Below are 24,195 nucleotides of genomic sequence, written 5' to 3'. Positions count from 1 at the left end.
TTCCCTGTTCACACAACCGCCTGAGCGCTTGCTTAAGATAAGTTATTCACTACTGAACGGCTGACGGCCGTTGAACGCTCGGCTAAGCGTGCCGCCGTCTACGTACTCCAGCTCACCGCCCATGGGGACACCGTAGGCGAGCCGCGATAGCGTCACACCATGATTCGCCAGCAAGGCAGCAATGTAGTGTGCGGTGGCTTCGCCCTCCACCGTGGGGTTGGTGGCAAGCACCACTTCGCTGATTTGACCTTCCGCGACACGAGCTTCAAGCACATCCAGACCGATGGCATCAGGTCCAATACCATCCAGCGGCGACAGGTGGCCGTGAAGGACGAAATAGCGACCCTGAAAACCACCGGCTTCTTCAATCGCCAATTGATCGGCAGGTGATTCCACCACGCATAGCAGGTGATCATGACGTCGCGGGCTTTCACACAACGCGCAAATATCGGCTTCTGTCAGCGTTCGACAACGCCGACAGTAGCCGACTTCGTCAATCGCCTGCTGGATGGTGGACGCCAGTTTCTGGCCGCCGGGGCGGTCCCTTTCCAGCAGGTGCATGGCCATTCGCTGTGCTGTTTTGGGCCCCACGCCCGGCAAGACGCGAAAAGCCTCCATCAGTTGCTCGACTAGCGGAGAAAACCGCATCATTTAAAATGGCATTTTGAAGCCGGGGGGCAGGTCGAGCCCGGCAGTGGCTTCTTCCATTTTGGCTTTCGAACTGACCTCGACTTTGCGCACTGCATCGTTGACGGCAGCGGCCAGTAGATCTTCCAGCAGTTCTTTGTCTTCCTGCATGACGCTCTGGTCGATATCGACCGAAATCACGTCATGACGGCCATTCATGGTCACCTTGACCATGCCGGCCCCGGCTTCGCCCAATACTTCTGCCTCGGCCACTTCTTCCTGGGCACGCTGCATTTTTTCCTGCATCTCTTGGGCTTGTTTCATCAAGTTGCCCATGCCGCCTTTCATCATGGTAAGACTCTCCAATCATCAGTGGATCGCACAGCGTTAGCGCGACGCTTCAACAGGTTTGACACTGGTTTCGACAAGCTGTGCGCCGAAAGCCTGAATTAACTCTACTACATGGGGGTCGCGCTGCAATACATCAACCGCCTGAGCGTGACGCTCAGCCTGACAACGCACTTCGCGTTGCCGAGGGGTTTCCAGAGCCTCGGCAAGGGCTTCCACATGAAACACCACTCGGCGCTTTACGCCCAGCTCAGCCAGCGCCTTCTCGATGCGCGTCTGGTGAACCTCAGCTTGCATCGCCGACTGGCTAGGCGCTAACCGCAGCGTCAAGGTGTGCCCGTCGTCATTGACCAACTGACAATGGGCGGCCAGGTTACGGGTCAGACCACCCAGCCCAAGGGCATCGAACTGCTCAAGCCATTGCGCATGATCCCAGTACTCGCCCGTGGGCTTGGAAGCACTGGCTTGCGTAGACGGCTCTGGCTCTGGCTCTGGCTCTGGCTCTGGCTCTGGCTCTGGCTCTGGCTCTGGCTCTGGCTCTGGCTCTGGCTCTGGCTCTGGCTCTGGCTCTGGCTCTGGCTCTGGCTCTGGCTCTGGCTCTGGCTCTGAGGTCAGCGTTGGCTCATCTTGAGAGGCGTCAAGCGCCCAAGGGGGCGCTACTGACGCCTCTTCATCGTTGACCGACGCCGGAGCCGGAGGCGGCGAATCCTCTGGCTTTGCTTCTGACCGCTCCCCGGCAGGCGCCTCTTCAGGCGCTTCGGGCTGGACTGGCGCTTCAGGCTGAAGCGGCAGTTTGGTAGTCGGCGGTTTGGGCACCCCCTGTGGGCGGAATGCCAGCATTCTCAGCAGCGTCATTTCCAGCGCACTGCGCAAATCGGGGGCGTGTTGCATATCGCCACGCCCCTGAATACCGATTTGATAATACAGCTGAATATCCTCGGCGCTGAAACGCGATGCCAATTGCAGGATGACGTCCCGGTCGCCGTGGCTGTTATCCACCGCATCGGGCACCATCTGCGCCACGGCCAAGCGGTGCAACACGCCGGTAACATCATCCAGCACTGCGGCAAAATCAGGGCTTTGCTCAGCCAGCTGGCCGACTTCCGCCAGCAAGCGGGCGACGTCAACCTCTGCCAAGGCTTCTATCAGCGCAATCACATGGCGGTGGTCCAGGGTGCCCAGCATCGCCGCCACATCCGCGTGCCTGACGGCACCCTGACCAAAGGCAATCGCCTGATCAGTCAGACTCATGGCATCGCGCATGGAGCCATCAGCCGCTTTACCCAACAGCCAAAGCGCACTCTCGTCAAAGGCGACGCCTTCACTGTTCAGTATATGCGTCAGGTGCGTCACCACGCGTTCCGGCGGCATGTGCTTGAGCGTGAATTGCAGGCAGCGCGAGAGCACCGTCGCGGGAAGCTTTTGCGGATCGGTGGTCGCCAGCAGGAACTTGACGTGAGGGGGAGGCTCTTCAAGGGTTTTCAGCAGCGCGTTGAAACTGCTTGTCGAGAGCATATGCACCTCATCAATGAGGTACACCTTATAGCGCCCTTGGGTCGGGGCGTATTGAACGTTGTCGAGCAGTTCACGGGTGTCTTCGACCTTGGTGCGCGAGGCGGCATCCACCTCGATCAAGTCGACAAAACGCCCTTCATCGATGGCCTGACAGCTATCGCACTGCCCACAGGGGGTTGAGGTAACCCCTTCATCGCCGCGACCATTGGCGGTGCAATTCAGGCACTTGGCCAGTATTCGTGCCAGCGTGGTCTTGCCCACGCCCCTCGTACCGGTAAACAGGTACGCATGGTGCAGGCGGCCCTGGTCAAGGGCATTGACCAAGGCACGCTGCACATGGGCCTGGCCCACAAGCTCGTGAAAAGTACGCGGCCGCCATTTACGGGCCAGAACCTGATAGCTCATTGAGCATGACATCCTTGGGCGGTGTGGCTTCAGAGCCAAGATAAAACGTTATTCTAGCGACTGCGCCACGACCCGCCAACCGTCTACCCAACGGGCCAGGCAAACCCGTTAGGCATTGTCACCGCTTTCATTGGCAGCGGCGCGCTGCCCTGCTTCTTTAACCAGCGTTTCCAGCTCGCCGTTCTGATGCATCTCGATCACGATATCGCAGCCACCGACCAGCTCACCTTCAACCCACAGCTGCGGGAATGTCGGCCAGTTGGCAATTTTCGGCAGCTCGGCACGAATATCCGGGTTATCCAGCACGTTGACGAACGCAAAGCGCTCGCCACAGCTCATCAGTGCCTGCACGGTTTGGGCTGAGAAGCCACATTGCGGCAGCTGAGGCGTGCCTTTCATGTAAATCAGGATCGGGTTTTCACTGATTTGACGCTGAATATTGTCGGCTGTGGTGCTCATACAGTCTCCTATAGAGATGGGCCTCGATGGTCGATTCGACGGCGCACCGCCGGGTAGCCTCAAGGCGATTGATGGATAATGCAGCATGCTTGAGGCATGGCACTTTAATACCCGAGCATACTACTCAACCTTATGCGGTGCCTGCCATTCTACGCGTGCCAACCACGTTGCGCATCCCCCAGGGCATCGCTAGGATAGGGTTTTTGCGCGGAGACTACCTTCATGGCGACACGCCATTTTCTGAAGTTACTGGACTTAACGCCCGACGAACTGAACTATTTGATTCAGCGTGCCATCACGGTCAAGAGCAACCTGAAGGCGCAAGGGCCACGCTACACGCCGTTGCCTAACCGCACGCTGGCGATGATCTTCGAGAAATCATCGACTCGTACACGCGTTTCGTTCGAGACGGCCATGGCGCAATTCGGCGGCCACGCCCTGTTTCTCTCTCCCCGTGATACGCAGTTGGGACGCGGCGAACCCATTGAGGACACCGCCCGCGTGCTTGCTGAAATGGTCGATGCCGTAATGATTCGCACCTTTTCTCACGCTGGCCTGGAAACCTACGCCAACGCCAGCAGCGTACCGGTCATCAACGCGCTGAGCGATGACTACCACCCCTGCCAGCTGCTCGCCGATGTCATGACCTGGACCGAGCTTCGCGGCAGTGTCAAGGGACGGACGGCGGTATGGGTTGGTGATGGTAATAACATGTGCCACTCCTGGATCAACGCCGCGCGCCAGTTCGACTTTCACCTGCGTATTTGCTGCCCCAAGGGGTACGAACCACGAGCCGACATCATGGCAGCTGCTGGCGATCAGGTGACGCTCCTGCACGACCCGCAAGCCGCCGCCGACGGCGCCGACCTGATCACCACGGATGTCTGGGCCTCCATGGGGCAAGAAGAAGAACAGGCCAAGCGCGAAGCGGATTTCGCAGGCTTCCAGGTCACCGAGGCGTTACTTGATAAAGCCAAGCCTGACGCACTGTTTTTGCACTGCCTGCCCGCTCATCGTGGCGAGGAAATCAGCCACACGCTACTTGACGACCCACGCGCCGTGGTTTGGCAGGAAGCGGGTAATCGTCTCCATGCTCAGAAGGCGCTGATCGAGTTCTTGCTACTTGGCAAGGTGAGTTCTTAGCGGCTCGGTTATTGTCATCCTGCGACAGGCCCAAAAAAAACGCCCCATCGGTGAGCCGATAGGGCGTTTTTAGGATATTCATGGTGGAGCCTAGCGGGATCGAACCGCTGACCTCAACACTGCCAGTGTTGCGCTCTCCCAGCTGAGCTAAGGCCCCACAAGCTGTCATTGCAGCAGCGAGGCGCATACTACGATGCCAATTGCCGTTGGTCAAGGTTTTACGCATTTCACCGCTTACTAATTCTCCTTTACTAACAGCTGTGGCACTCTATAGGACATAACAGGGTCACATCGTATAGTTAGCCTGCTTTTTAACGACTAATGGGCGCAAGCGACAACGACCCAGCTTCTGGAATCCACCGCATGCAAAATGTGACCCTTCAATGCAGGAGCTTGTCCTTTGATCAACGTTTTAATTGCCGATGATCACCATCTGGTGAGAACAAGTATCGCCCACCTACTGAACGACGAAACCGATATTCGTATCGTCGGTGAGGCCGATGACGGTGAAAGCGCCGTTTCCAAATGCCGTCAGTTGAGACCCGACATTGTACTGATGGACATCCGCATGCCGGGCATAGGTGGGCTGGAAGCCACTCGCCGCATCCATCGTGGCATGGCAGACATCAAGGTATTGATTCTTACCGGCTACTTAGAGGATAACGTCGCCCGACGCATGCTCGAAGCAGGGGCCGCCGGGTTCTTGAGCAAGGGCACCAACGCCACTGAAATGGTGAACGCCATTCGTGACGTTTTTCATGGGCGACGTTATATCAGCCAAGAGATTGCCCAGCGCCTGGCCATGTTACACTTCCATACTGAAGACAGCCCATTCGCCCACCTGTCGCACCGCGAACTGCAAATAGCGCTGATGATTGTTAACTGCCAGCGGGTTCAGGATATTTCTGACCGCCTGCACCTGAGCCCCAAGACAGTCAACACCTACCGCTATCGACTGTTTGAAAAGCTTCAGGTGGCCACCGACGTGGAACTGACCCACCTTGCGCTACGCCACAATTTGGTCGAGGGGTTTGATCAGGCAGAAAGTTGATCTCCTCGTTGACCAGCGGGCGGCGATAAAGACAGCAACGCTTGACTATGACCTTTGATGCAAAACAGTTTTTAAGCACGGTAAGCACGTCTCCCGGCGTTTACCGCATGCTCGATACAGAGGGCAACACCCTTTATGTCGGCAAGGCGAAGCGACTGAAAGCTCGCTTGGCAAGCTACTTCCGTGGCCAACTCAACGCTAAAACCCAAGCCATGGTGGGGCGCATTGCGGATGTCCAGGTCACCGTCACACGTAGCGAAACAGAAGCCCTGCTGCTCGAACAGACGCTGATCAAGGAACTGCGGCCTCCCTACAACATCCTGCTGCGCGATGATAAGTCATATCCTTTCGTGTTCGTCAGTGACCGCCATCCCTACCCTGCGCTTGAATACAAGCGGGCGCGCCAACGGCGTGGTGATGGACGCTATCTCGGGCCTTACCCCAGCAGTGGCGCCGTCCGGGAAAGCCTTGCCCTGATGCAAAAGATCTTCCGCATTCGTAACTGCGAAGACAGTGTCTTCGCACACCGGTCACGTCCATGCCTGCAGTATCAGATCCAGCGCTGCAGCGCCCCCTGCGTGGACTACATTTCGGCCGAAGATTACCAGCGCGACGTTGAACACGCGGTGATGTGCCTGGAAGGCAAAAGCGAACATGTCACCCAGGAGTTGACCGCCTCAATGGAGGCGGCAAGCCAGGCACTGGATTTTGAAGAAGCCGCACGCTTTCGTGACCAGATACAGCAATTGCGTCAGCTCCAGCAGCGCCAGTTTGTCGATACCGAAAGCGGCAATGCCGATATTTTCGCCCTGGCCCAGCGCCCGGGGGCACTGGGTATCTCGGTGCTGAGCGTTCGCGATGGCCGTTTGCTCGGCGCCCGCCATCACATGCCCAAAAACGATCTCGACCTGTCACCGGAGCTGCTGTTGACCGAGGTGGTCAGTCAGTACTACCTGGGACAGCCGCATAATATTCCCAGCGAGGTGATCACCAGCCATCCGCTTGAAGATGCCCAGTTATTGTCTGATGCACTCTCACAGCACGCCGGAAAGCGCATCCGTGTTACCAGTCAGGTACGCGGCCACCGTGCCCAATGGCAGCACCTGGCCATGACCAACGCCGAGCAGCAACTGGCCTCCCAGCTCGCTAACCAGAGCCAACTGAGCGAGCGTTTCAGCGCCCTGCAACAAGCGCTTGGGCTTGAGGAAACACCCCAGCGATTGGAATGCTTCGATATCAGCCACAGTCATGGTGAAGCCACCGTGGCTTCGTGCGTGGTGTTTGATCAGCAAGGGCCTCGCAAGGGCGATTATCGCCATTTCCGCATTGAGGGCGTGGCGGCGGGTGATGACTATGCGGCCATGCAACAGGCGCTAACACGGCGGCTCAAACGGATTAAAAACGGCGAAGCTATAGCGCCGGATATTTTAATTGTCGACGGTGGCAAGGGACAGTTGAACATGGCCCGCGAGGTGTTGAGCACGCTGGACATCAGCTCGATCACCTTGCTGGGCGTAGCGAAAGGCACCACGCGAAAAGCCGGCCTTGAAAGCGTGTTTCTCGACACGCCAGACCATCCATTACCCCTCGACCCCGCTTCTCCAGCGCTGCACCTTATCCAACATATTCGCGACGAATCACACCGCTTTGCCATTGCAGGCCACCGTGCCCAACGCGACAAGGCAAGACGCACGTCGACACTTCAGGACATCCCCAAGGTCGGCCCCAAACGGCGACGAGAACTGCTGCGTTTTTTTGGTGGTTTGCAAGGTGTACAAAAAGCCAGTCGCGCCGAACTCGCCCGCGTTCCAGGTATCAGCGAAGCCCTGGCCGAGAGCATTTATCTCGCACTCCACGGATAAAACCCATCGTGGACATGGATGCCATAGGCCAAGGCAGATAGAATAGCGCCATACACCTTTGTTTCCATGACTCCACGGCAAGGATCGCACTCCGCGATGAATATACCCAACATACTCACGCTCGCAAGAATCGCGTTTATTCCCCTGCTGGTGGTGCTGTTTTACCTGCCTTTCAGTTGGAGCATGCCCATCGCCGCCGGGATGTTCGCCCTGGCGTCCGTCACCGACTGGCTTGACGGCTACCTGGCGCGTCGCTGGGATCAGTCCACGCCTTTCGGGGCATTTCTTGACCCTGTCGCCGATAAGCTGATGGTCGCCGTCGCCCTGGCACTGCTGATCGAGCGCTTTGATACGGCGCTACTTACGCTCCCTGCCCTGGTGATCATCGGGCGCGAAATTGTCATTTCAGCACTACGCGAATGGATGGCGGAAATGGGCAAGCGTGGCATGGTCGCCGTATCCTGGGTCGGCAAGCTTAAAACCACACTGCAGATGGTCGCCATACTGGTGCTGCTTGCCTTCCCTCCTGCGCATCCGCTGGCGCAAATCGGCGTGGTCATTCTTTACGCCGCGGCCATGTTAACGCTGTGGTCGATGATCCAGTACTTAAAATCCGCCTGGCCTCATCTCAGTCGCTCAATGTAGATATTCGCGCAACCTGATAGCGGAAATGTTTGATTGACAAGCTAAACGCGTTGCGTATAATTCCCCCTCGAGTCGAGCGGGAATAGCTCAGCGGTAGAGCATCGCCTTGCCAAGGCGAGGGTCGGGAGTTCGAATCTCCTTTCCCGCTCCAACTTGGATTGTGTGGAAAAGCAAGTGAGGGTCGTGAGCTGGAACGCCAGCCCGGTCGAATCTCCTTTCCCGCTCCAACGACTCACCGAGGCTGGATGGCAGAGTGGTTATGCAGCGGACTGCAACTCCGTGTACGCCGGTTCGATTCCGACTCCAGCCTCCATCTTTCCGGTGCACCGATTCCCATCGCTGCGCTGCCCGGATGGCGAAATTGGTAGACGCAAGAGACTTAAAATCTCTCGGGGGCAACCCCGTGCCGGTTCAAGTCCGGCTCCGGGCACCATTCCTGAAATCCCCCCGATGTTATCGCCTGATCTGGCTTTTTTGATTTAGCTGCTGTTAACCGCGCCGAATAATCCAGTGCCTGCGTTATCGCCATCTGCCTGACACCGCGCTATGATGCCAGCCGTCACCCCAAACGCTATCAACCGTCGCTGATCCGCTGACTCAAAGCCCAGGACAAGCCCGCTAAGGAGCCCCCATGACGACGCCCACCTCAGAGATATTGATCATCGGTGGCGGCGTTGCCGGTTTAACCCTTGCCTTGACCGCTGCTGAAACGCACCGGGTGGCGCTGATACGACCGGCTCAGGACGACAAGGGGGCCAGCCGCTGGGCACAGGGCGGCATTGCCGCTGTGCTTTCGCCCGACGATCATGTCGATGCCCACGTCAACGACACACTGATTGCCGGTGACGGCCTGTGCGATGAGCAAGCGGTGCGCTTCACGGTCGAGCACGGTCCGGAAGCCATTGCGTGGCTGATTGATAGCGGCGTGCCCTTTACACCCGACCACTCTGCCGAGGCACGTTATCCCTTTCACTTGACGCGTGAAGGCGGGCATAACGCACGGCGTATCATTCACGCTGACGATGCTACCGGGCGCGCCGTGGTCGACACCCTGTTACAGCGCGTCACGGCACATCCCAATATCCAGCAGTACCATCACCTTAGCGTGGTGGGGTTGATACAAGATGATCAAGGGATATGTCTAGGCGCTTACGCACTCGACGAGCAACACCAGTGGCATACGCTGACAGCACAACACACGGTACTCGCCACCGGGGGGGCCAGCGGCCTCTACCAGCACACCACGACCCCCGCCCCCAGCAGCGGCGAAGGCATGATCATGGCGGCAGAACTCGGTGCCACCCTGATGAACCTGGAGTTTCAACAGTTTCATCCCACTTGCCTGTACGACCCGGACGGCCCGGCCTTTCTGATTAGCGAAGCCGTACGTGGCGAGGGCGGTCACCTGCTCAATGCAGCAGGTAAGCGCTTTATGCCCGCACTGGACGCCAGAGCCGAGCTTGCCCCCCGTGATGTTGTCGCGCGCGCCATCGACGCCGAGATACAGACTCAGGCGCTACCCCATGTATGGCTGGACATACGCCACTTAGGTGTAGAGGCTATACAGCATCACTTCCCGACGATTCAAGCGCACTGCGCATCGCGCGGTATCGACATCACCCAACAGCCTATTCCCGTGGTTCCCGCGGCGCACTACAGCTGCGGAGGTGTCGCCACTGACCTTACCGGCGCCACTGGCGTGCCGGGACTATTCGCCATCGGCGAAACAGCCTGCACGGGGCTGCACGGGGCCAACCGCATGGCCAGCAACTCACTGCTGGAGTGCCTGGTGTTTGCCCGGAGTTGCGCCCATGCCATTCAAGCGACCGCCTCCGTCACAAGGCAATACGACGTCAACTTGCCGTCGCTCCCCGGCGCCGATGCGTTTATCGATACCCAGATCGCAGCGTTGCGCAAACAGCTACGTGCCACCATGAGCCAGCATGTCGCCATTGTGAGAAGCACTGCTGGCCTCGCTTCTGCCAGCAAGGCCCTCACTGAGATAGCCGCCGCACTTGGCGAGCTGAGTAATGGCCAGATGACGGTGGAGGCACAGCGTTTGCAGCAGTTGATCAACCTTGCACGATTAACGGTCACCGCGGCGCAGCAGCGGCATGAATCAAGAGGCTTGCACTACACCATGGATTGGCCTGGGCACGCTGAACACAGCCAGCCGTCCCGGCTCACCCTCAAGGATCTACCCAAGGGCTAGACACCTGTCGGACGGAACGTTTAGCGACCGGGAGAGTGAAACAAACGGCGCACCGCCCGGTGCGCTTCCCGGGGAACGCTATCAGGCCACAGCCAGACGCGCTGCTGGCCCACCTTCAGGCCTACCAGCCATGGCGTCAGGTAGTCACAGCTGACGACCAATGACGCATCAAGCTCGCCTTGCGGCAGCAACCAACGGCCAAGAGGGCCTTCCGCCCGAGGCAGAAGATAAAGGGTACCGCGAGGCAGGCAGCGAACGCTGCGCCACAAGCAACCCCCGCCCACCCCTATCACCATAGCGGCCGTTAGCCACCCCATAGTGGCCAGGCACATCAAAGCAAGCCCCAGCAGCAGGCCGCTGTGTAGCCCACCCCATAGCCTAGAGCGTGCGATAGGCAGAATTATCGGTGCTTTCGGCATGCTCGACGATCATCTTCACAACACGGCGCAGGACGGGGTCGCCCGGCCATTCCCGGCGCATCAGCCAGACAAACAAATCTTGATCTTCTTCCTCAATCAGTTGTTGAAAAGCAAGCTGGTCACCCTCCTCCAACTGGTCGTAACGCTGTTCCAAAAAGGGAATTAACAGTAAATCCAGCTCCCACATACCTCGACGTGAGTGCCAATAAAGCCGCTTGCGGGCGATAGCGGCTGGGGATGTGTCGTCGCTCAACGTTGGCCTCACTTGGGAAAAAATGGAATGAGGGATCAGTATACCTAAGCCACAGGGTCGCGCCAGGGCCTCGCTTGGCCTATGCTAATATCGATTGTAGTACCTTGTTTTATCTAAATTGTTTTATCTTCGATTGCGCAGTATGCTGAATGAGGTGACAGAAAGGCCGTATTGATCGACCTTAAACGTCCGCAGGGAGCCAACCGATGACCAAATCTGAATTAATCGAACAAATTGCCATGCACCAGCCCGAGCTGTCTGCCAAAGAAGTCGAGACCGCCGTCCGGATTATTCTCGACGACATGACCGACGCACTGGCCAGTGGCGGGCGGGTGGAAATTCGTGGTTTTGGGAGTTTTTCACTTCACTACCGCGAGCCAAGAACCGGGCGTAACCCGAAAACCGGCGAACCCGTCGAGCTTGACGGGAAGCACGTTCCCCATTTCAAGCCGGGCAAGGAATTACGCGAACAGGTCGATGCGAGCCGTGCATTGGGGTATTGATATAGCAGGGCGTTATTGTCCTTGGCCAGGCATTAAAAAGCGGATTCATGCCTTCTTTGGGATGACGTCGGGCGGCGACTCGTACACAATGTCACTACCGTGAAAGCTACTGATTAGGAACTTCTCATGCGTTGGATAAAAGGGCTGATTCTGGCCATCATTTTGCTGGTAGTGCTACTGGTAGGTATCTTGTTTGCGGTCAATAACCAGCAAGCCATTGCGTTGAACCTGATTTGGCTGGAGCTACCCGCCGTCTCGTTATCCGTCTGGCTATTGGCAACGTTAACGTTCGGCGTACTTATTGGCATGTTGGCCATGATCGGCGTGTATGTACGTCTAAAAGCCAGACTGGCTCGTAGCGAACGCCAGAACAAACAACAAAGCAAGGAACTTGACCAGCTACGTACGCAGGAGTTTAAGGAACTGGCTTAGATGCTGGACTTCGCACTGCTGGGCGTTATATTCGTCGCTATTGCGATTGGCTACGGGCTCGGCTTTCGCAAGGCATCCCGGCGGTCAAACGAACGCTCGGGATCTACTCACGGTAGTCTATCCCGGGATTACTTTGTCGGGCTCAACTATCTGCTCAACGAGCAGCCCGACGAAGCCATCAATACCTTTATCAACGCACTGGATGTCAATAGCGATACGGTTGAGACGCACATCACACTGGGGCGACTATTTCGTTCGCGGGGCGAAGCCGACAAAGCCGTAAGCATTCACCAAAATCTTCTGGCACGTCCGGCACTCTCCGATGCCACTAATGCGAAGGTTCAACTGGAACTCGCGCGTGACTTTGTAGCGCTGGGTGTCCATGACCGGGCACAGCGGCTGCTTAGAACGCTACTCGACCAAGACCACGACAGCGAGCTGCGCTACCCTGCCAAGCGACTGTTGATCGATCTGCTAGAGCGCGAAAAAGACTGGCAAGGCGCCTTGGATACCGCCGCCCCGCTGGTTAAGCAGCATCCCAATATCCGCCGAGCAGCGGCCCACTGGCAATGCGAACTGGCCGAACTCGAGACCGCCAATGCCAGCCGCGCACTTGCCAAACGCCATTTGAAAAAAGCCCTGCAGCTTGACTCCCATTGCGTCCGCGCCAACCTGTTGCTTGCCGGACTTGAAATGGAAAATGGTCATTATCCGCAGGCAACCGGCTACTTGACGCGCATTCTTGACCAAGACAGCGCCCATCTTCCGACCATGCTGCCCGCATTAAAGCGCGCCTATCTGCGCAACAACGATGAAGGCGGGCTTGAAGCCCATCTACGCCAGCTGATTACCATCGTGCCCTACACCAGCTTAATCATCGAACTGGGTGAGCTTATCCATCACCGGGATGGGGTCGATGCCGCGATTGGCGTCACCGGCGAACTTCTCGGCCAGGCCCCCAGCTTGCGGGGACTCAACTACCTGGTTGATCTGTATATCGAGAGCCAGCGCCTTCAGGGTAGAGACGCACCGGACACACGGCTGGTGCTGCTTAAGCATCATACCGAAGCATTGCTGAAGGGTCGCCCTCGCCACCGTTGCCAACGCTGCGGCTTTACCAGCGATGCCTTGCAATGGCAGTGCCCCACTTGCCGTTACTGGGGCACTATCAAACCGATTATCGGGGTTGAAGGCGAATAACGGTTTCGTTCCCTATTCCAGCTCTTGCTGGATAGCCTTCAACGCCTCCATGGGACGCTCTGCCTGGGTAACCGGCCGCCCGACGACCAAGTGCGTGCTACCTGCCTGCATCGCGTCCCTGGGCGTCATGATCCGCTGCTGGTCATTAGCCGCAGCGAAGGCAGGTCGAATGCCTGGCGTCACTTTCAAGAACTCGTCACCACATAGCGATGCAAGTTGAGTCGATTCCTGAGCCGAACACACAACACCGTGCAAGCCACTCTGTTTGGCGAGCTGAGCCAGCCGCGTCACCTGGTCGCTAACCGATGACGGTATACCGACATCCACCAGATCACGGTCCTGCATGCTGGTCAGCACCGTCACAGCGATCAGGTGCGTGGTGAGGCGCTGTTGCGCCAGGCGCGTTGCGGCGGCTTCCATCATTGCCCGACCGCCGCTGGCGTGAAGGTTGACCATCCACACCCCCTGCTCTGCTGCCGCCTCTACGGCGCTGGCCACCGTGTTGGGAATGTCATGGAACTTGAGGTCCAGGAACACATCGAAGCCACGCCCGTGCAACGCTTCAAGGACGGCCGGGCCGCTGCGGGTAAATAGCTCTTTACCGACCTTCAGCCGACACCAGGACGGATCCAACTGATCCGCCATGCATAGCGCCGCGTCTAGTGATGGGTAATCAAGTGCGATAATCAGCGGTGATTCAGTGACAGCCATACCAAGCTCCCCAAGTGTTTCGGCGCATTATATCAGTCCCTTTCGCTCGCCATGTAAGCCTTTTGCCATGCGTGTATAGCAAAAATCTTACATAACGTATCGCTAATTTCCGACAGCATCGCTCCGGAATCCAGTTAAGGTGAAAGAGCGGGGACTTCCCCGCTCACAATAGGACTGATAACCGCCATTAGGACTGAAACCACTATTAAAGGGGCTTAGGATGAAGCTATCACTGAAAGGATTATTCGCCGCATTACTCTTCAGCATCGGCATTGGGGTTGCAAGCAACGGGGTGGCCCAGGACATTGCCCCGATCAACGTCAACAGCGCCGACCCCGAATTACTCGATGAGCTACCGGGTATCGGCCCCAGCCGAGCCGAAGCTATCATTGAAGAGCGTGAAGCAAACGGCGACTTCGAAAGTGCCGATGACCTTACCCGCGTCAGCGGTATTGGACCGGCAACGGTTGACCGTATGCGCGATCAGGTCAGCGTTGAAGACTAACATGACAACACTAAACGCCGCCCGATTACGCTAGTGAATCGGGCGGTTCGTCGTTTAGGGTGTCATCTCCCATAGCGCCATAAAGCGGTTAACCGGCATGGATGCAAGCGCTGCATGATCCTCGCATACCCGCATGATCTGCTCGCACCGATGTGCCGGGAACCGCGTGGCAAGGTGGCGATGAAATTTGTCAAGTAACAACGGCATACCCTCGTCCCGTCGCCGCCGATGACCCAGCGGGTACTCCACGGCGACCTTTTCAGTGGCTGTGCCATCATCGAAAAACACCTGCACGGCATTGGCAATCGAACGCTTTTCGGGGTCCAGGTAAGCGCTTGAATAATCAGGGTCCTCTTCCACTTCCATCTTTTCGCGTAGCTGATCAATCAGCGGGTGTGTGGCATGGAAGTCATCTTCATAGTGATCCGCGGTTAATGTCCCCTGTATCAGCGGGACGGCCACCATGTACTGCAGGCAGTGATCGCGGTCAGCGGGGTTGGCGAGCTGGCCGGTTTTGGAAATAATCCGGATAGCCGCCTCATGGGTCGTGATCACAACGCGCTCGATAGACGGTAAGCGATCTTTAACCTGCGGATGTAATGCCACCGCCGCTTCACAGGCCGTCTGGGCGTGGAACTCAGCGGGAAATGCCACCTTGAAGAGAATATTTTCCATCACGTAGCAACCCAACGTGCGCTGGAAGCGAAGTCGACGCTCGCCGTCAGGCTTAAGACGGAGGTCTTTATTACTATGACTGAAGGCGATGTCGTAAAACCCCCATTGAGGCGCGCTCAAGGCACTGGGAATACCCATTTCACCGCGCATGGCGATATCCGCGAGGCGCACGCCGCGTGAGGTGGCATCGCCTGCCGCCCAACTTTTGCGGGAACCTGCATTCGGGGCGTGCCGGTAGGTGCGCAAGCTCTGTCCGTCGACCCAGGCATGGGAAAGCGCCGACAGCATCTGCTCACGGTCGGCGCCCATCAGTTTCGCGACAACGGCGGTGGAGGCCACTTTAACCAGTACCACATGGTCCAGCCCCACCCGGTTGAAACTGTTTTCCAGCGCCAGCACCCCCTGGATCTCATGGGCCATGACCATGGCGTGCAGGACGTCCGCCATCACCAAAGGTGCAGCGCCTTCGGCCACTCGCTTCTGGGAAAGATGGTCGGCAACGGCAAGAATCGCGCCCAGGTTATCAGAGGGGTGTCCCCACTCAGCGGCGAGCCATGTATCGTTGTAATCGAGCCAGCGCACCATCGCACCGATGTCCCAGGCCGCCTTGACCGGATCCAGTCGCAGCGATGTGCCGGGTACCCGAGCGCCATGCGGCACTGTCGTCCCCTCGACCAACGGGCCAAGGTGTTTGGTACACGCAGGGAAACGCAACGCCAACAACCCACAGCCCAGCGTATCCATCAAACAGTAGCGCGCCGTCGTCAGCGCTTCCTCGGAGGGGGCACGAAAGTTGAGAACGTAGTCGGCCAGCGTTTGCAACTCAGGGTCATAGTCCGGACGATCATTCACATCGGCGGTGGTATGCATGTCTTATCCCCCTACTGGTTCAGCGTATCACTCGGAACGCGCACAGTTCCTTCCATCAATACGCGTGCGCTGCGGCTCATGACAGCTTTGTCTATTTGCCAGCGTCCGTCCACCAGGCTTGCCTGAGCCCCCACCCGCAAACTGCCCGAGGGGTGGCCGAAGGTGACCGCATCACGTTCGACGCCTCCCGCCGCCGCGTTGACCAGGGTGCCTTTAATCGCGGCCGCCGAGGCGATCGCGACAGCGGCGGTGCCCATCATGGCATGGTGGAGTTTACCCATGGAGAGCGCACGCACCAGCAGGTCGACATCACAGGCGTCAATCATTTTGCCGCTCGACGCCGTATACCCCGCAGGTGGTGCAACAAACGCCACTTTAGGCGTGTGCTGCCGGTTGGCCGCTTCATCCACGTGTTTCATCAACCCCATACGGACGGCACCATGGGCTCGGATGGTTTCAAACATCGAAAGCGCTTGGCTATCGCCATTGATCGCCTCTTGAAGCTCAGTACCGGCATACCCGATGTCGGCGGCGTTAATAAACACCGTGGGAATACCAGCGTTGATCATGGTGGCTTTGAGCGTGCCTACCCCTGGTACCTCCAGATCATCGACAAGATTGCCGGTGGGGAAAATAGCCCCTTCGCCGTCGGCTGGATCCATAAAGGCCACCGGAATCTCGGCAGCGGGAAAGGTGACGCCATCGAGCTCAAAATCGCCGGTTTCCTGTACCTCTCCGTTGGCCATCGGCACCCGCGACACGATCGTTTTCTGGATATTGACCTGCCAGATACGCACCTCGACCACGCCGTTTTCAGGAATGCGTCCGGGATCAACGAGACCGTGGGTAATCGCAAAAGGGCCGACCGCCGCCGAAAGATTGCCGCAGTTCCCGCTCCAATCGACAAACGGTTTGTCGATTGCGACCTGACCAAACAGATAATCCACATCGTGCTCGGGCGATTCACTTTTCGACAGAATTACCGTTTTACTGGTGCTGGACGTCGCGGCGCCCATGCCGTCGATTTGTTTCTCGTAGGGATCTGGGCTACCTATTACCCGTAACAGCAGCTTGTCGCGCGCCTCGCCAGGCTGCCGGGCGGCGTCGGGCAAGTCGTCGAGTTTAAAAAACACACCCTTGCTGGTCCCGCCACGCATATAGGTGGCGGGAATTTTGAGTTGAGGGCCGTAGGGCATTACGTCATCTCCAGCTAGGCGGCAGTGGATTCGAGAAAGTCCTGAGCAAAGCGTTGCAGCACGCCACCAGCGGTGTAAATCGACACTTCCTCGGCGGTATCCAGGCGGCAAATCACCGGTACGCGTTCGGAGCTGCCACTCTGGCGATGAATCAACAACGTGAGCGTGGCGCCCGGCTGCTGGGTGCCCTCCACATCGTAAATTTCGGTGCCGTCCAACTCCAGCGTGTGGCGCGTTGTGCCTTCTTCAAACTGCAGCGGCATAACGCCCATGCCGATCAGATTGGTGCGGTGGATGCGCTCGAACCCCTCGGCCACAATCGCCTCGACGCCAGCCAGCGCAACGCCCTTGGCAGCCCAGTCACGGGAAGACCCCTGGCCGTAATCGGCGCCCGCAATAATGATCAGCGGCTGCTTGCGGGCCATGTAGGTCTCAATGGCTTCCCACATCCGGGTAACCTTACCCTCCGGCTCAATACGGGCAAGCGACCCTTGCACCCCATTACCCTGCTCGTCACGTACCATTTCATTGAACAGCTTGGGGTTTGCCAAGGTGGCGCGCTGAGCAGTCAAATGATCACCCCGGTGGGTCGCGTAGGAGTTAAAGTCCTCCTCCGGCAGGCCCATCTTGTCCAGGTACTCACCCGCTGCGCTGTTCAACTGAATCGCATTAGAGGGCGACAGGTGATCGGTAGTGATATTGTCCGGCAGAATTGCCAGAGGTCGCATCCCTTTCAATCCGCGCTCTTTGGCCATATTGCCTTCCCAGTATGGCGGACGACGGATATAGGTGCTCTGAGGGCGCCATTCATACAGCGGGCTGACCTGAGTGCGGGCACTTTTATCCAGGTCGAACATGGGGATGTACGTATCGCGGAACTGCTCAGGCTTTACCGCCGACTTCACGATGGCGTCGATCTCGCTGTCGTCGGGCCAGATATCCTTGAGCGTGACCGGGTTGCCTTCAGCATCGTGACCCAGAATATCCTTTTCGATATCAAAGCGAATCGTGCCCGCGATAGCGTAAGCCACCACCAGCGGCGGCGAGGCCAGAAATGCCTGTTGGGCATGGGGATGTATCCGTCCGTCGAAATTACGGTTACCGGACAATACCGCCGTCGCGTATAAATCCCGGTCGATAATTTCCTGCTGAATCTTCGGATCCAGCGCGCCGGACATGCCGTTACAGGTGGTACACGCATACGCCACCACGCCAAACCCAAGGTCTTCCAGCTCGCCCATCAGGTCGGCTTCTTCGAGGTACATCTTGACGGTTTTGGACCCCGGAGCGAGCGATGACTTGACCCAGGGCTTGCGGGTAAGACCCAGCTTATTGGCATTTCGGGCAATCAGGCCCGCCGCCACCATATTGCGCGGGTTCGACGTATTGGTGCAGCTGGTAATCGCGGCGATGATCACTGCGCCATCCGGCATTCTGCCCGCCTGTTCTTCGGCGCGGGCTTTATCCAGATCAACCGCAATACCGCGCTTGGCAAGCTCTGAGGTCGGCAAATGCGCATGGGGGTTGGAAGGCCCCGCCAGCGTGCGCGTCACGCTGGATAAGTCAAAACGCAGCACCCGCTCGTATTCGGCGCTTTTCAAGCTGTCGGCCCAGAGACCGGTATGCCTGGCGTAAGCCTCGACCAGCGCCACCTGCTCGTCCTCGCGCCCGGTAAGCTTGAGGTAGTCGATGGTCTGGCTGTCGATGTAAAACATGGCAGCCGTCGCACCGTATTCCGGCGTCATGTTGGAGATCGTTGCACGATCGCCGACGGTCAGCGCATCGGCGCCCTCACCATAGAATTCCAGGTAGGCGCCGACCACGCGCTCGCTGCGCAGAAACTCTGTAATCGCCAGCACCATGTCGGTGCCGGTCACGCCCGGCTGTAGTTTACCGGTGAGTTCGACACCGACGATATCCGGTAGGCGCATCATTGAGGCGCGGCCGAGCATCACGCTCTCTGCTTCTAGGCCGCCGACACCCACCGAAATCACGCCCAGCGCATCGGTCATCGGTGTATGACTATCAGTACCCACGCAGGTATCAGGGTAAGCCACACCTTGCTGGACCTGGACCACTGGCGACATCTTCTCCAGGTTGATCTGGTGCATGATGCCGTTGCCAGGCGGGATCACATCGACGTTCTCGAAGGCCACTTTCGTCCAGTTGATAAAATGGAAACGGTCGTCGTTGCGGCGGTCCTCTACCTGGCGGTTTTTTTCAAAGGCGTCTTTTTCAAAACCGGCGTGCTCGACAGCCAGCGAATGGTCGACGATCAGCTGCGTCGGCACCACCGGGTTAACCTTCGCCGGGTCGCCGCCTTTATCGGCAATGGCATCGCGCAGGCCCGCCAGGTCGACCAGCGCGGTCTGGCCGAGAATGTCGTGACACACGACCCGCGCCGGATACCAGGGAAAGTCCAGGTCGCGCTTGCGCTCGATCAGCTGTTTGAGGGCAGCCGTCAGATGCTCTGGATCACAGCGGCGCACCAGCTGCTCGGCCAGTACTCGTGAGGTAAACGGCAGCGTTGCGTAGGCGCCAGGCTGGATATCCTCCACGGCCTGGTAGGTATCAAAGTAATCAATGGCAGTCCCGTCGACCGTGACACCCGGCAGCGGTTTGCGATAATTGGTGTTCATCGTCACTCTCACTTAATCACGGGCTTCAATGGGTACCCATTCGCTCTTCTCGGGGCCGGTATAGTCAGCGCTGGGGCGAATAATGCGGTTGTTTTCACGCTGCTCAAACACGTGGGCGGCCCAGCCGGTAAGCCGTGACATCACGAAAATCGGCGTGAACAGCTTGGTGGGAATATCCATGAAGTGGTAAGCGCTGGCATGGAAGAAGTCCGCGTTGCAGAATAGTTTCTTCTCCCGCCACATGACCGCTTCGCAACGCTCAGAAACGGGGTAGAGCACGCTATCGCCCACATCGTCGGCGAGCTTTTTCGACCAGTGCTTGATGATGGCATTACGCGGATCTGACTCGCGGTAAATGGCGTGCCCAAAGCCCATGATTTTTTCTTTGCGCTTCAGCATGCCGAGCATTTCCCGCTCAGCTTCTTCAGGCGAGGTCCAGTTTTCGATCATCGCCATCGCCGCTTCGTTGGCGCCACCGTGTAGCGGCCCACGCAGCGTCCCAATCGCCCCGGTCACACAAGAGTGCATGTCGGAGAGCGTTGAGGCGCAAACCCGGGCGGTGAATGTGGAGGCATTGAATTCGTGCTCTGCGTAAAGGATGAGAGATACGTTCATTACCCGTGCATGCAGCTCGGAGGCCGGTTCACCGCGTAGCATATGCAGGAAGTGACCACCTACCGAGGCATCGTCGGTTTCGGTATTGATACGTACGCCGTCATGGCTGAAGCGATACCAGTAGCAAATGATCGAGGGCAGCACGGCCAGCAGACGGTCGGCCACGTCTTCCTGCTCTTCAAAGCTTTCCTCGGTCTCCAGATTACCCAGCATGGATGCCCCGGTACGCATCACATCCATGGGATGAGCGTCTTTGGGGATCTCTTCCAGCACGTTTTTCAAGGCGCTGGGTAAGCCACGCTGGCTTTTGAGTTTGTCAATGTAATCGTCCAGCTCAGCTTGATTGGGCAGTTTGCCCTTTAGCAGCAGATAAGCGACTTCTTCAAACTTGGCCTTTTCAGCCAGTTCTTTAATGTCGAAGCCACGGTAGGTTAATCCAGAGCCTGTTTTACCGACGGTACACAGCGCGGTGGAACCGGCGCTCTGGCCACGCAGTCCGGCACTGTTTTGCGGTTTATCAGCCATGTAGGTCTCCTGCTAGCGTATTTTATTGGTTATAACGTTGTAAGGGTTAACGGCGATTAGGTATCTTTCTGCTCGGCGAACAGCGCATCGAGCTTTTGTTCGAAGTCGTGGTAGTTCAAAAAGTCGTATAGCTCATCGCGGGTTTGCATGGTGTCCAGCACGTCTTTCTGATGGCCGTTGTCCAGAATGCTCTGATAGACATGCAGCGCGGCGGCGTTCATGGCGCGGAAAGCCGAAAGCGGATACAGCACCATTCGGCAGCCCACCTCCCCCAACTCCTGCTGAGTGAAAAGCGGCGTCGCGCCAAACTCAGTGATATTGGCAAGGATCGGCGCATTGACCCGTTCGCAAAACGCCCGGTAATCGTCCAGCGTATGCACCGCTTCAGCGAAGATGGCGTCAGCACCTGCCTCGATACAGGCATTGGCACGCTCGATCGCGGCATCCAGCCCCTCTTTCTGAAAGGCGTCAGTGCGGGCGATGAGGTAAAAGTCAGGGTCGAGCCTGGCATCCGCCGCGGCCTTGATGCGATCGACCATTTCCTGCTGGGAGACGATCGCCTTGTTGGGGCGATGCCCACAGCGCTTCTGGGCGACCTGATCTTCCAGGTGTACCGCCGCCACGCCCGCACGCTGCATTTCCTTGACGGTGCGCGCAATATTAAACGCCCCGCCCCAGCCGGTATCGATATCCACCAGCAGCGGCACATCCGTCGCACCACAAATACGGTGAGCGTCTTCCACCACGTCGTTCATGGTGGTCATACCCAGATCGGGCAACCCAAAAGAGGCATTGGCCACGCCACCGCCGGACAGATAAATCGCCTGGTGCCCTACCCGTTCGGCCATCATTGCCGTGTAGGCATTGATCGTGCCAAGAATGGGCAGCGGCCGATTCGCCTCTAGCGCTGCGCGAAAACGTGCACCGGGGGTAAGCCCTGACTGGGGAGATTGAGACATGGACGTGGACTCCTTTGTATTGCGACACAGGTAGATGGCGTTTTATTCCGAGGGTGTCGATGATTGTTGTTCAAGAATAGTGGCGTAACGGTCGGCAACATTGGCGCGGGAGGCGCTGACGTGACGGCGCATCAACAACTCGGCGAGTTCGGCATCACCGGCTTCAATGGCATCGACAATGCGATGGTGCTCCACAAAGGCACGCTGGGGACGCGCGCCGCTGGCGCTGAACTGGGTACGATAAAGACGGACAAGGTAATAAAGGTCGTCGCAGAGCAGGTTCATCAACATCTTGTTGTGACTGCCCTGAACGATACGATAGTGAAAATCGAGATCGCCTTCACGCTGATAGTAGGCCTCACCACGCTTAAGATCGCTCTGCCCCTCGTGGAGTGCCAGCACGTCCCGTAGCCCCTGAATCTCGTCTGCAGACATGTGCTCGGCGGCCAGCCTGGCGGCCATGCTTTCCAGGGCCTCGCGTACGTCAAACAACTCAATCAGCTCCTTCATTGAGAGTTTGACGACCCGAGCCCCGACATGGGGAACCCGCTCGATCAAACGATGTGCTTCCAGACGTCGCATCGCTTCACGCAGCGGCCCCCGCGAAATACCGTAGGTTTTCGATAACCCGGGTTCGGTAATCTTGCTGCCTGGGGCCAACTCACCGCGAACGATAGCATCCTGGAGTTGTTGGAAAACCCGCTCGGCCAGCGTGCGCACTTCCGGAGAGGCTGCTTCATGATCCGATGAATCTTTGTGTGTCGTCACAGCTGATAAGGTCATGGGGAAATTGTCGACAATTAAATGATGGGACAACTTTAGTCCTCTGCAAAACCGCCGTCAACCTTGCTTACCGTACGATCAGGTAGGCCTTTTGTCGTACGACCTAGGGCAATAACGTCTTGCGGTGTCAACAATCTAGCGAGAAGCAGGAAAGCGTCGGAGGCAATGTCTTTCACCATATGATTAACGTGAGAAAGCCGTCGAGAAGACCGACTGGTGTCCTTCTTTAACGCCCTCTAAAATATGCTGCCCCACTTGGCTAGGCGTTTGCTTCATGATATCAGCGTTAACACTGACGGCACTGCCCTACCTACCTGACCCCTTGACGACGTTCGCGGCACTTCGCCAACGCTCAGGCGCTGTCTTGCTAGATAGCGGGCGCCCGTTGGCCAATGGCCGGTTTGACATCATGAGCAGTGACCCACTGGCGACGCTTGAGATCGATGCCAACGGTCAGTCGAAGGTCACGTCCGATCAACTTACTGCGCCCCTTGACTGGCCGGATGCCTTTGCCCCCCAGCAGTGGCTGCTTGACCAATTGCCTGTGCCATCACAAGACATGGGCGAGCTCCCCTTTGCAGGCGGTTTGATCGGTTACTGGGGTTATGACCTGGGCCGTGAGCAGCAGTCGATTGCCAGCCAGCAGCCGTGTGTCACCGACCTGCCCCAGGCCCGAATTGGGCTCTATGACTGGTGCGTCACGTTTGACCACCACACCCAGCAAGCATGGCTGGTCGCCACCGACGAGCGCCGCGAACAGGTCATGCGCTGGCTTGACCGCTCGTTGCCAGCGACGGCGCCGTTTTGCCTGACCGCTTCTTTTCAGGCGGAGCTCAGCCGCGCTGACTACCATCAGCGCTTTCATGCCGTGCAAGATTACATTCGCGCCGGAGACTGCTACCAGATCAACCTTGCCCAACGTTTTTCGGCGTCTTATCAGGGTGATGAGTGGCAAGCCTATTTGCGACTTCGCCGGGCCACCCCCACGCCTTTTTCAGGGTTTATGGCGTGGCAGGACAAAGCAGTGCTTTCACTCTCCCCCGAACGGTTTATTCGTAGCCATGAAGGCCAGGTGGAAACCCGCCCTATCAAGGGAACGCGCCCCCGCGGCATGACCCCTGAAGAAGATCAAGCACTCGCCGAGCAGTTACTTAACAGCCGTAAAGACCGCGCTGAAAACGTCATGATCGTGGATCTTTTGCGTAATGACCTCGGCCGTATCTGCCTTCCCGGTACGATCAGGGTGCCTCAGCTCTGTCATCTGGAAAGCTATCCCAACGTTCATCACCTGGTCAGCGTGATCCAGGGACAGCTCCCCGACCCGCGTGCCGCCCTCGCCCTACTCGCCGCCGCGTTTCCCGGCGGCTCGATTACCGGCGCACCCAAAATTCGTGCCATGCAGATCATCGATGAGCTGGAGCCCTGCCAGCGAAGTATTTACTGCGGCAGCCTCGGGTATGTCGACGTACGGGGAAGCATGGACACCTCGATTGCCATCCGCACGGTGGTGGCAGACGCCGGTAGGCTTCACGTTTGGGGAGGCGGCGGGCTGGTAGCCGACTCCAACGTCGACGAGGAATACACTGAGACACTGGACAAAATTCGTCACTTGATCAAAGCGCTGGAATAAGCAAGCACGGCCT

Annotated in this window: 23 protein-coding genes and 4 tRNA genes; 13 read left to right on the top strand and 14 right to left on the bottom strand. The window is 57.9% G+C overall.

What is annotated here, in order from left to right:
- Positions 1–42: 42 nt before the first annotated feature.
- From recR to grxD, 4 genes are all read right to left on the bottom strand, one after another.
- Positions 43–648 carry a recombination mediator RecR gene (recR, locus tag IT895_RS06770; protein ID WP_085917527.1) on the bottom strand — a complete coding sequence of 202 codons (606 nt, stop codon included), beginning with the start codon at positions 646–648 and terminating at the stop codon, positions 43–45.
- Between the two features lie 3 nt (positions 649–651).
- Positions 652–978, bottom strand: coding sequence for a YbaB/EbfC family nucleoid-associated protein (locus IT895_RS06765; RefSeq protein WP_085917485.1), 327 nt, complete (start codon positions 976–978; stop codon positions 652–654).
- Between the two features lie 36 nt (positions 979–1,014).
- A complete protein-coding gene (gene dnaX / locus IT895_RS06760; protein WP_199285086.1) occupies positions 1,015–2,895 on the bottom strand; it encodes a DNA polymerase III subunit gamma/tau in 1,881 nt (626 codons plus the stop codon).
- A 108-nt stretch (positions 2,896–3,003) separates the two neighbouring features.
- Positions 3,004–3,354, bottom strand: a complete 351-nt coding sequence (gene grxD, locus IT895_RS06755) for a Grx4 family monothiol glutaredoxin (RefSeq protein WP_199285085.1) — start codon at positions 3,352–3,354, stop codon at positions 3,004–3,006.
- 222 nt (positions 3,355–3,576) lie between these two features.
- Here grxD and argF point away from each other — a divergent pair, with 222 nt between their 5' ends.
- Positions 3,577–4,497 (top strand): ornithine carbamoyltransferase, encoded by a 921-nt coding sequence (argF, locus tag IT895_RS06750; RefSeq protein ID WP_199285084.1) that lies wholly within the window; start codon positions 3,577–3,579, stop codon positions 4,495–4,497.
- A gap of 81 nt (positions 4,498–4,578) precedes the next feature.
- Here argF and IT895_RS06745 read toward each other — a convergent pair.
- A tRNA-Ala gene (locus IT895_RS06745) sits at positions 4,579–4,654 on the bottom strand.
- A gap of 243 nt (positions 4,655–4,897) precedes the next feature.
- On the opposite strand from IT895_RS06745, the gene uvrY reads away from it, so the two are divergent.
- The 7 genes from uvrY (at position 4,898) to nadB (ending at position 10,267) form a co-directional block, all read left to right on the top strand.
- Complete coding sequence (gene uvrY, locus IT895_RS06740; RefSeq protein WP_085917481.1) at positions 4,898–5,548, top strand: UvrY/SirA/GacA family response regulator transcription factor; 651 nt, start codon at positions 4,898–4,900, stop codon at positions 5,546–5,548.
- 47 nt (positions 5,549–5,595) lie between these two features.
- Positions 5,596–7,410: an excinuclease ABC subunit UvrC gene (uvrC, locus tag IT895_RS06735; RefSeq protein ID WP_085917480.1), complete on the top strand. Its 1,815-nt coding sequence runs from the start codon at positions 5,596–5,598 to the stop codon at positions 7,408–7,410.
- A 96-nt stretch (positions 7,411–7,506) separates the two neighbouring features.
- Positions 7,507–8,055: a CDP-diacylglycerol--glycerol-3-phosphate 3-phosphatidyltransferase gene (pgsA, locus tag IT895_RS06730; protein ID WP_085917479.1), complete on the top strand. Its 549-nt coding sequence runs from the start codon at positions 7,507–7,509 to the stop codon at positions 8,053–8,055.
- Positions 8,056–8,131: 76 nt separating this feature from the next.
- Positions 8,132–8,206 (top strand) — tRNA-Gly (locus IT895_RS06725).
- 88 nt (positions 8,207–8,294) lie between these two features.
- Positions 8,295–8,368 (top strand) — tRNA-Cys (locus IT895_RS06720).
- Between the two features lie 33 nt (positions 8,369–8,401).
- Positions 8,402–8,488: transfer RNA gene (locus tag IT895_RS06715), tRNA-Leu, on the top strand.
- Positions 8,489–8,686: 198 nt separating this feature from the next.
- The gene (gene nadB / locus IT895_RS06710; RefSeq protein ID WP_199285083.1) at positions 8,687–10,267 is read left to right on the top strand and encodes an L-aspartate oxidase; all 1,581 of its coding nucleotides are present in this window, start codon (positions 8,687–8,689) and stop codon (positions 10,265–10,267) included.
- 20 nt (positions 10,268–10,287) lie between these two features.
- Here the strand turns inward: nadB and IT895_RS06705 are convergent, their stop codons facing one another.
- Both IT895_RS06705 and IT895_RS06700 read right to left on the bottom strand, forming a co-directional pair.
- Positions 10,288–10,686 (bottom strand): hypothetical protein, encoded by a 399-nt coding sequence (locus tag IT895_RS06705; protein ID WP_139839339.1) that lies wholly within the window; start codon positions 10,684–10,686, stop codon positions 10,288–10,290.
- A complete protein-coding gene (locus IT895_RS06700) occupies positions 10,646–10,939 on the bottom strand; it encodes an FAD assembly factor SdhE (RefSeq protein ID WP_085917476.1) in 294 nt (97 codons plus the stop codon). The genes IT895_RS06705 and IT895_RS06700 overlap by 41 nt, the downstream gene beginning before the upstream one ends.
- 206 nt (positions 10,940–11,145) lie before the next feature.
- Here IT895_RS06700 and IT895_RS06695 point away from each other — a divergent pair, with 206 nt between their 5' ends.
- The 3 genes from IT895_RS06695 (at position 11,146) to lapB (ending at position 13,074) form a co-directional block, all read left to right on the top strand.
- On the top strand, positions 11,146–11,442 hold the full coding sequence (locus tag IT895_RS06695; RefSeq protein ID WP_085917475.1) for an integration host factor subunit beta: 297 nt from the start codon (positions 11,146–11,148) through the stop codon (positions 11,440–11,442).
- 126 nt (positions 11,443–11,568) lie between these two features.
- Positions 11,569–11,874, top strand: a complete 306-nt coding sequence (locus IT895_RS06690) for a lipopolysaccharide assembly protein LapA domain-containing protein (RefSeq protein ID WP_085917474.1) — start codon at positions 11,569–11,571, stop codon at positions 11,872–11,874.
- Positions 11,875–13,074: a lipopolysaccharide assembly protein LapB gene (lapB, locus tag IT895_RS06685; protein WP_085917473.1), complete on the top strand. Its 1,200-nt coding sequence runs from the start codon at positions 11,875–11,877 to the stop codon at positions 13,072–13,074.
- A gap of 12 nt (positions 13,075–13,086) precedes the next feature.
- Here the strand turns inward: lapB and pyrF are convergent, their stop codons facing one another.
- Positions 13,087–13,785 carry an orotidine-5'-phosphate decarboxylase gene (gene pyrF / locus IT895_RS06680; RefSeq protein ID WP_199285082.1) on the bottom strand — a complete coding sequence of 233 codons (699 nt, stop codon included), beginning with the start codon at positions 13,783–13,785 and terminating at the stop codon, positions 13,087–13,089.
- Positions 13,786–14,005: 220 nt separating this feature from the next.
- Here pyrF and IT895_RS06675 point away from each other — a divergent pair, with 220 nt between their 5' ends.
- Positions 14,006–14,290: a ComEA family DNA-binding protein gene (locus tag IT895_RS06675; RefSeq protein WP_085917471.1), complete on the top strand. Its 285-nt coding sequence runs from the start codon at positions 14,006–14,008 to the stop codon at positions 14,288–14,290.
- 54 nt (positions 14,291–14,344) lie between these two features.
- Here IT895_RS06675 and IT895_RS06670 read toward each other — a convergent pair whose 3' ends face one another.
- Genes IT895_RS06670 through IT895_RS06645 form a run of 6 tightly spaced genes read right to left on the bottom strand, consistent with a single transcriptional unit; the run spans position 14,345 to position 22,552 of the window.
- Positions 14,345–15,835, bottom strand: a complete 1,491-nt coding sequence (locus tag IT895_RS06670; protein ID WP_199285081.1) for a bifunctional 2-methylcitrate dehydratase/aconitate hydratase — start codon at positions 15,833–15,835, stop codon at positions 14,345–14,347.
- 11 nt (positions 15,836–15,846) lie between these two features.
- On the bottom strand, positions 15,847–17,031 hold the full coding sequence (prpF, locus tag IT895_RS06665) for a 2-methylaconitate cis-trans isomerase PrpF (protein ID WP_085917469.1): 1,185 nt from the start codon (positions 17,029–17,031) through the stop codon (positions 15,847–15,849).
- 14 nt (positions 17,032–17,045) lie between these two features.
- Positions 17,046–19,670, bottom strand: a complete 2,625-nt coding sequence (gene acnD / locus IT895_RS06660; RefSeq protein ID WP_199285080.1) for a Fe/S-dependent 2-methylisocitrate dehydratase AcnD — start codon at positions 19,668–19,670, stop codon at positions 17,046–17,048.
- Between the two features lie 12 nt (positions 19,671–19,682).
- Positions 19,683–20,810, bottom strand: a complete 1,128-nt coding sequence (gene prpC / locus IT895_RS06655; RefSeq protein ID WP_199285079.1) for a bifunctional 2-methylcitrate synthase/citrate synthase — start codon at positions 20,808–20,810, stop codon at positions 19,683–19,685.
- Between the two features lie 56 nt (positions 20,811–20,866).
- Positions 20,867–21,769, bottom strand: coding sequence for a methylisocitrate lyase (gene prpB / locus IT895_RS06650; RefSeq protein WP_199285078.1), 903 nt, complete (start codon positions 21,767–21,769; stop codon positions 20,867–20,869).
- A 42-nt stretch (positions 21,770–21,811) separates the two neighbouring features.
- On the bottom strand, positions 21,812–22,552 hold the full coding sequence (locus IT895_RS06645) for a GntR family transcriptional regulator (RefSeq protein WP_085917526.1): 741 nt from the start codon (positions 22,550–22,552) through the stop codon (positions 21,812–21,814).
- 274 nt (positions 22,553–22,826) lie between these two features.
- Here IT895_RS06645 and pabB point away from each other — a divergent pair, with 274 nt between their 5' ends.
- Positions 22,827–24,182 (top strand): aminodeoxychorismate synthase component I, encoded by a 1,356-nt coding sequence (gene pabB, locus IT895_RS06640; RefSeq protein WP_199285077.1) that lies wholly within the window; start codon positions 22,827–22,829, stop codon positions 24,180–24,182.
- Positions 24,183–24,195: the final 13 nt, after the last annotated feature.

It is taken from the genome of Halomonas sp. A40-4 (assembly GCF_015767635.1).
Classification (GTDB): domain Bacteria; phylum Pseudomonadota; class Gammaproteobacteria; order Pseudomonadales; family Halomonadaceae; genus Vreelandella; species Vreelandella janggokensis.
Note: the sequence above shows the minus strand (reverse complement) of the source record. Positions and strands in the feature narration are given on the sequence as shown.